This window comes from Verrucosispora sp. SN26_14.1 (genome assembly GCF_004307965.1).
Classification (GTDB): domain Bacteria; phylum Actinomycetota; class Actinomycetes; order Mycobacteriales; family Micromonosporaceae; genus Micromonospora.
In genome coordinates this window covers 1-6136 of the sequence record NZ_SISL01000354.1, presented here as the reverse complement: position 1 = coordinate 6136, position 6136 = coordinate 1, and the positions used below count along the sequence as shown (strand labels likewise).

The window sequence follows — 6136 nt, the reverse complement described above, 5'->3', positions numbered from 1 at the left end:
GCCGGCCACCGGGGTCGGCGCCGGGTCGTCGCCGCCACCGAGCAGGCCGGTGGCGAAGAGCACCCCGGCCAGTACGCCGGCCAGTCCGACCGCACCGGCCGCCAGTAGCACCGGGTCCCGGGGCGGTCCGGAACGGCGGGTGCCGTAGACGGTGCCCGATCCATCGGTTTCCGACATGCCGGCATCCTGGCCCACCCCCGGGCCGGTACGCCATGGCAGGTGCGGTAACTCTCGCGTGGACGGCCCGCCGGTGACGCCGCCGACGCGTAAAGTGACCACATGCACGCTTTGCGTGATCATGACGTGGCGGTGGCTCAGCTGCGACGGTCGTACGCTGCGGTGCCACCGGGTCGGCCCGTGCGGCTGGCCAAACGGACCTCCAACCTGTTCCGCCCGCGCGCCGCCCCGCGCACGGCGGGTCTGGACGTCAGCGGGCTCGGTGGTGTGCTCAGCGTCGACCCGGTCGCCCGCACCGCCGACGTGCAGGGCATGTGCACCTACGAGCGGCTGGTCGAGGCGACCCTGCCGTACGCCCTGATGCCGCTGGTGGTGCCGCAGCTACGCACCATCACCCTGGGTGGGGCGGTCACCGGGTTGGGCATCGAGTCGACCTCGTTCCGCAACGGCCTGCCGCACGAGTCGGTGACCGAGATGGACGTGTTCACCGGGGCGGGCGAGCTGGTCACCGCCCGGCCGGCGGGCGAACACGCGGACCTCTTCGCCGCCTTCCCCAACTCGCTGGGCAGCCTCGGCTACGCCACCCGGCTGCGCATCGAGCTGCAACCGGTCCGGCGGCACGTGGCGCTGCGCAACGTCCGATTCACCGACCTGACCGCGTTGACCGAGGCGATCGGCGAGATCTCCGCCAGCCGCGCCTGGGCGGGGGAGAGCGTCGACGCGATGGACGGGGTGATGTTCAGCCCCGGCGAGGCGTACCTGGTGCTGGCCCGCTTCACCGACGATCCGGGCCGGGTCTCCGACTACACCGGTCAGGACATCTACTACCGCTCGCTGCGCCGGCTGCCGCACGACACCCTCACCGTCCACGACTACCTGTGGCGCTGGGACACCGACTGGTTCTGGTGCTCGGCGGCGTTCGGGGCGCAACATCCGCTGGTGCGGCGGCTGTGGCCGGCCCGGTGGCGGCGCAGCGACGTCTACCACCGCATCGTGCGGCTGGAACACCGCCACCAGGTGGCCGCCCGGATCGACCGGTGGCGTGGCCAGCCGGCCCGGGAGCGCGTGGTGCAGGACGTCGAGGTCCCGCTGGACCGCACCGCCGACTTCCTGCACTGGTTCGCCCGCCGGGTGGGGATGACCCCGGTGTGGCTGTGCCCGCTGCGGCTGCGAGAGCCGGCGGGCGGTGGAAGCGCCCGGTCCTGGCCGTTGTATCCGCTCCGGCCGGGGCAGGACTACGTCAACATCGGGTTCTGGGGGAGCGTGCCGATCACCGAGGGTGCCGTCGACGGTGCCGTGAACCGGGAGATCGAGCGCGCGGTGTCGGAGGCGGGCGGACACAAGTCGCTCTACTCCGACGCGTACTACGACCGGGATGCGTTCGACCGGCTCTACGGCGGTGACATATGGCGCGCCGTGCGGGACCGGTACGACCCGGAACATCGGCTCACCGGACTGTACGAAAAGGCGGTAACGCGCGCATGAGCGAGCGTAGCGAGCGAATCATCAGGTTCAGTGCGATCGAGCCTCATGGTGGCACGGAGCGAAGCGGAGTGCCGGCATGAGCCTTGTTGATCGAGAGCAGGGGGCGGGTGGTGCTCCCGCCACACCGCCGGACGGGAGCGGCCGACGTGGTCTGCGTGTCGCGGACGTGGTCCGGGCACTCACCGCCGGCCCGCTGCCGGTCCGGGTCACCGGGTACGACGGCAGTCGCCTCGGCCCGGCCGACGCCGGGATCACCCTGTCGATCCGCTCCGAGCGGGGACTGTCGTATCTGCTCACGGCGCCGGGCGATCTGGGTATGGCGCGGGCGTACGTGAGCGGTGACCTGGCGCTGGAGGGGGTGCACCCGGGCGACCCGTACGAGGCGTTGCGGGTGCTCAAGGACGAGTTGCGGGTACGCACACCGACGGTGGCCGAGGGGTTGGCGCTGGTACGCAGGCTGGGCTGGGAACGGTTGTTGCCGCCACCGGCACCGCCGCAGGAGGCGCTGCCCCGCTGGAGGCGGATCGTGAGCGGCCTACGGCACTCCCGGTTCCGGGACAGCAGCGCGATCAGCCACCACTACGACGTCTCCAACGCCTTCTACGAGAAGGTGCTCGGGCCGTCGATGACGTACACCTGCGCGGTTTTCCGCAGTCCCGAGGACACGCTGGAGGAGGCCCAGGCGAGCAAGTACGACCTGGTCGCGGGCAAGCTCGCGCTGCGTCCGGGGATGCGCCTGCTCGACGTGGGCTGCGGCTGGGGCGGCATGGTCCGGCACGCGGCCCGCGAGTACGGCGTCAAGGCCCTCGGGGTGACCCTGTCGCGTGCCCAGGCGCAGTGGGCGCAGGCGGCGATCGCGCGTGAGGGGTTGACCGGGCTGGCCGAGGTGCGGCACATGGACTACCGCGACGCGCCCCGGCGGGAGTTCGACGCGGTCTCCTCGATCGGGCTGACCGAGCACATCGGGGTGCGCAACTACCCGGCGTACTTCGGTTTCCTGCGGGACCGGCTGCGTCCGCAGGGGCGGCTGCTCAACCACTGCATCACCCGGGCCGACAACCGGGCGCCGCACCGGTCGGGCGCCTTCATCGACCGGTACGTCTTCCCCGACGGGGAGCTGGCCGGTCCCGGGCGGGTGATCAGTGGACTGCACGACGTGGGGCTGGAGGTGCACCACGAGGAGAACCTGCGCCAGCACTACGCGCTGACCCTGGCGGCGTGGTGCCGCAACCTGGTGGAGCACTGGGACTTCTGCGTCGCCGAGGTGGGCAGTGGCACGGCCCGGGTGTGGGGGCTCTACATGGCCGGTTCGCGGCTGGCGTTCGAGCGCAACGGCATCCAGTTGCACCAGGTGCTGGCCACGCGCAACGGCCCGGACGCGGTCAACGGCTATCCGCTGCGGCCGGACTGGCTGCCCTGACCCGCTGACCTCGTCGGTACGAAGCCGCGCCGAATCCATCGGCGCGGCGCGTCGATGGGGACGCCTCCGAGATCGCCGTGGCCGGCTACCCGGTCGTCCGGCTGTGAGGAGGGGACCCCTGCTCTACCCGAGGCGTTAGCAGGGTGCCCTTCCTTACATCGGCCGGGCGAGGGTGTCGAGCCGGGCGAGCAGGGCGACGGTGGCCGGGTGGTCGGGGACGAGCGCGGTGAGACCTGCGCCGAGGGCCTGCCAGCCGTCCAGGTGGCGGTAGCGCCACAGCGTGCTCAGCATCCCGATCAGCTCCAACCGGGCCACCGGGCTGCGCGGCAACTGCTCCTGCACCGGCCGGGGCAGAAGCGAGTAGAGCTGCTGCCGGAACGACGGATCGTGGATGTTGGGCAGGTCGAGCAGGAGCCGGACCAGTTCGGCGTACTCGTCACCGGTCGGCTCCACCGCCGGCCCGGCGGTCTGCGGCGTTCCCGTGTCCGGGTCGCGGACGTCCGGGAGTGCTTCGGGGGAGGGTGCGGGATCGTCGAGGGCGAGCAGGGCCCGCCGCAGCACCACATAGGAGCGGTGTTCGTGGGAATCCGGCTGGATGATGGAGAAGTGGTCGCCGGGCAGTACGCCCGCGTCCGGGAAGACGCTGCGAGCCGAGGCGGGCGGGACCACGCCGTCGCTGGCACCGGCGTAGACCTTGACCCGGACGGTCGGCTGCGGCGCGTGGACGATCTGGCGGAGCACCACCCGTTGGGCGTCCAGCACGGCGGCGCGCAACGGGCGCAGGTCCGCCTCCTGTGGGTGCCAGCGCAGCAAGCTCCGGCGCAGCGGCAGGGCCAGGTCCGACCCGGCGTTCGGACAGGCGTACATGAGCACCAGGCGGAGGCGGTCGAGTTCGCCGGGGTTGTCGGCGAGCATCCGGGCCAGGGCCCGTTGGACCACCAGACCGCCCTGGCTGTGCGAGACGAGCGCGAGCCGGGAGTGGTCGGCCAGGTCCTGGGACAGGTAGGTGCGCAGGTCGTCGGCGATGTCGTCGATGTGCGGTATCCGGCGTAGCGGATTGAGCGAGACCAACGGCGATTCGTACCCGAAGGTGTGCACGTGAAGGCCGGTCAGGGCGTCGTCCTGGGCAACGAGTCGGACGAATTCTCCCCAGGTGTCGGCCGAGGACAAGAATCCGTGTACGAACACGACGGCTGTTCCGGACACGAGATCACGCTAACACCACCGCGCCACCGGATGTGGACCACGGTCCATTGTGGTGAGCAGCGCATTTCGCGCTCCGCCGCCGAAATCGACACGACCGGTGAGCGGGCCGTGGACCGGCTGCGGTCGTCCCTCAACCCGAGGCGCGCGCAGGCGACCCGACTGGACCGTCAAGAACCGCTCTGACCTGCGGCGACGATCACAGCGCGGGGGTGTTGGGGGATCGGTGGCGGTGACATCCCGGGTGCTATCGGTCCATTCACCGACGAATGCGCGTTCTGCCGCGTCCATTGCCCTCATCGGGCGCGGAGTGTGGTAATGGTATGCCGGTGAATCAACCGTTCGCTGTCGAGGTCGACTCGGAACTCGTCGATCTCGCGGATGTGTCTCTTGATCTCCTGGTCGACTATGACCAGGAGATTCTCGGCCCGATCATGCGGCGACTCCTCCGTCGTGTCGACGATCCCGAAAGTATCACCAGTGGCTACAATCCCCAGCGTCTCGACTGACGGGGCCGGCCTTCCTTGGAGAAGTTGTGACCGCTCACCATCTGGCGGCGGAGCCGGTCGGTCGACCCGCGCGCCATCGCCTGGACCCACGCCACTTCGGGGCCCTGGCCACCGGGTCCGCTGACGCCGACACCATCGCCGAACTGCTGGCTGCCGAGAGCAGCTGGCGCAAGATCCAACTGCGGGCGGTCCTGGACGCCGCCGCCGGCGTACCCGACGCCACCGGCCCGCTGCCGCCGGTCGCCGAGGCATGGCGGCTGCTCGTCGCCGCGCAGCGACGCGACCGCGAGGTCGTGGAGAAGCTGATCCTGCATCCGCAGGTCGGCACCTGGGCCGGGTACGCGCTGCGCCGGATGCGGGGCACCACGGTCACCGCCACCGGCCCGCTCTGGGTGGACCTCGGGTACCTGCACGCACTGGCGGTGGCTGCGGCCGTCCGCACCGGATGCGACTTCACCATGCGGGTGCCGGTGCGGGACGGCTTCGTCGTCCTGCCGACGCTCGGCGGTGCCCGGGTCCCCAAGGCCCACGAGTGGGACGAGGCGGAGATCGTCGGCGGGGACGGGCGGGCCACGGTGACCGTGGCCGGCACGGTCGTCGAGTTCGACGCCACCGGCGGTGGCACCGACGGCTGGGTGCCGTTGCCGACCGTACGCTCCACGGCCGGCGGGCACACCCTGGAGGTCACGCTCGACTTCATCGACCCCTACCGCAACCTGCGTACGCCCACCGCGCCGCACCTGGACATCGCCGCCGACGTGCGGCGGTGGCGGGAACTGCTCGACCAGGCGTGGGCACTGCTGGTGCGGGCCTGCCCGGACCTGGCGGTGCCGATCGCCCGGGGCCTGACCTCGGTGGTGCCCCAACCGGCCGCCGAACGGTTCCGGACCATGAGCGCCTCGGCGGGCGACGCCTTCGGCAGCATGATCGTCTCCGAGCCGGAGGACGCTCCCGAGCTGGCGGTCACGCTGGTCCACGAGTTCCAGCACATCAAGCTCGGCGGACTGCTGCACCTGGCCCCACTGATCGAGGGCGAACCGCCGCACCGGCTGTACGCGCCCTGGCGCGACGATCCCCGCCCGCTCGGCGGTCTGATCCAGGGCGTGTACGCCTTCGTCGGGATCGTCGAGTTCTGGCGGGCGTACCGGCAGGTGGCGACCGGCACCGCCGCCGGGCTGGCGCACTTCGAGTTCGCCCGGTGGCGGGAGCAGGTGTGGGCAACCCTGCGGATGATGCGCGACCTGCCGCAGCTCACCGACGTCGGGCGGCACCTGGTCGAGGGACTGACCACCACCGCCTTGGGGTGGCAGGAGGAGCCGGTGCCGGCGGACCCGCTCGCGGC

5 protein-coding genes are annotated in these 6136 nt (G+C 71.4%); 4 read left to right on the top strand and 1 reads right to left on the bottom strand.

From position 1 onward, the window contains the following. Positions 1–279: 279 nt before the first annotated feature. Positions 280–1662, top strand: a complete 1383-nt coding sequence (locus tag EYA84_RS24200; protein ID WP_131055638.1) for an FAD-binding oxidoreductase — start codon at positions 280–282, stop codon at positions 1660–1662. A gap of 76 nt (positions 1663–1738) precedes the next feature. Next, positions 1739–3082: a class I SAM-dependent methyltransferase gene (locus tag EYA84_RS24195; RefSeq protein ID WP_131055636.1), complete on the top strand. Its 1344-nt coding sequence runs from the start codon at positions 1739–1741 to the stop codon at positions 3080–3082. Between the two features lie 153 nt (positions 3083–3235). On the opposite strand, the gene EYA84_RS24190 is transcribed toward EYA84_RS24195, so the two are convergent. After that, positions 3236–4288, bottom strand: coding sequence for an alpha/beta fold hydrolase (locus EYA84_RS24190; protein WP_131055634.1), 1053 nt, complete (start codon positions 4286–4288; stop codon positions 3236–3238). A gap of 326 nt (positions 4289–4614) precedes the next feature. Between EYA84_RS24190 and EYA84_RS24185 the strand changes: the two genes are divergently transcribed. Continuing rightward, entirely contained in the window at positions 4615–4794 is a 180-nt protein-coding gene (locus EYA84_RS24185) for a hypothetical protein (protein ID WP_117228938.1), read from the top strand. A 26-nt stretch (positions 4795–4820) separates the two neighbouring features. Next, positions 4821–6136 (top strand): HEXXH motif domain-containing protein (locus EYA84_RS24180; RefSeq protein WP_131055632.1); only part of this gene is annotated, 1316 nt, incomplete at its 3' end.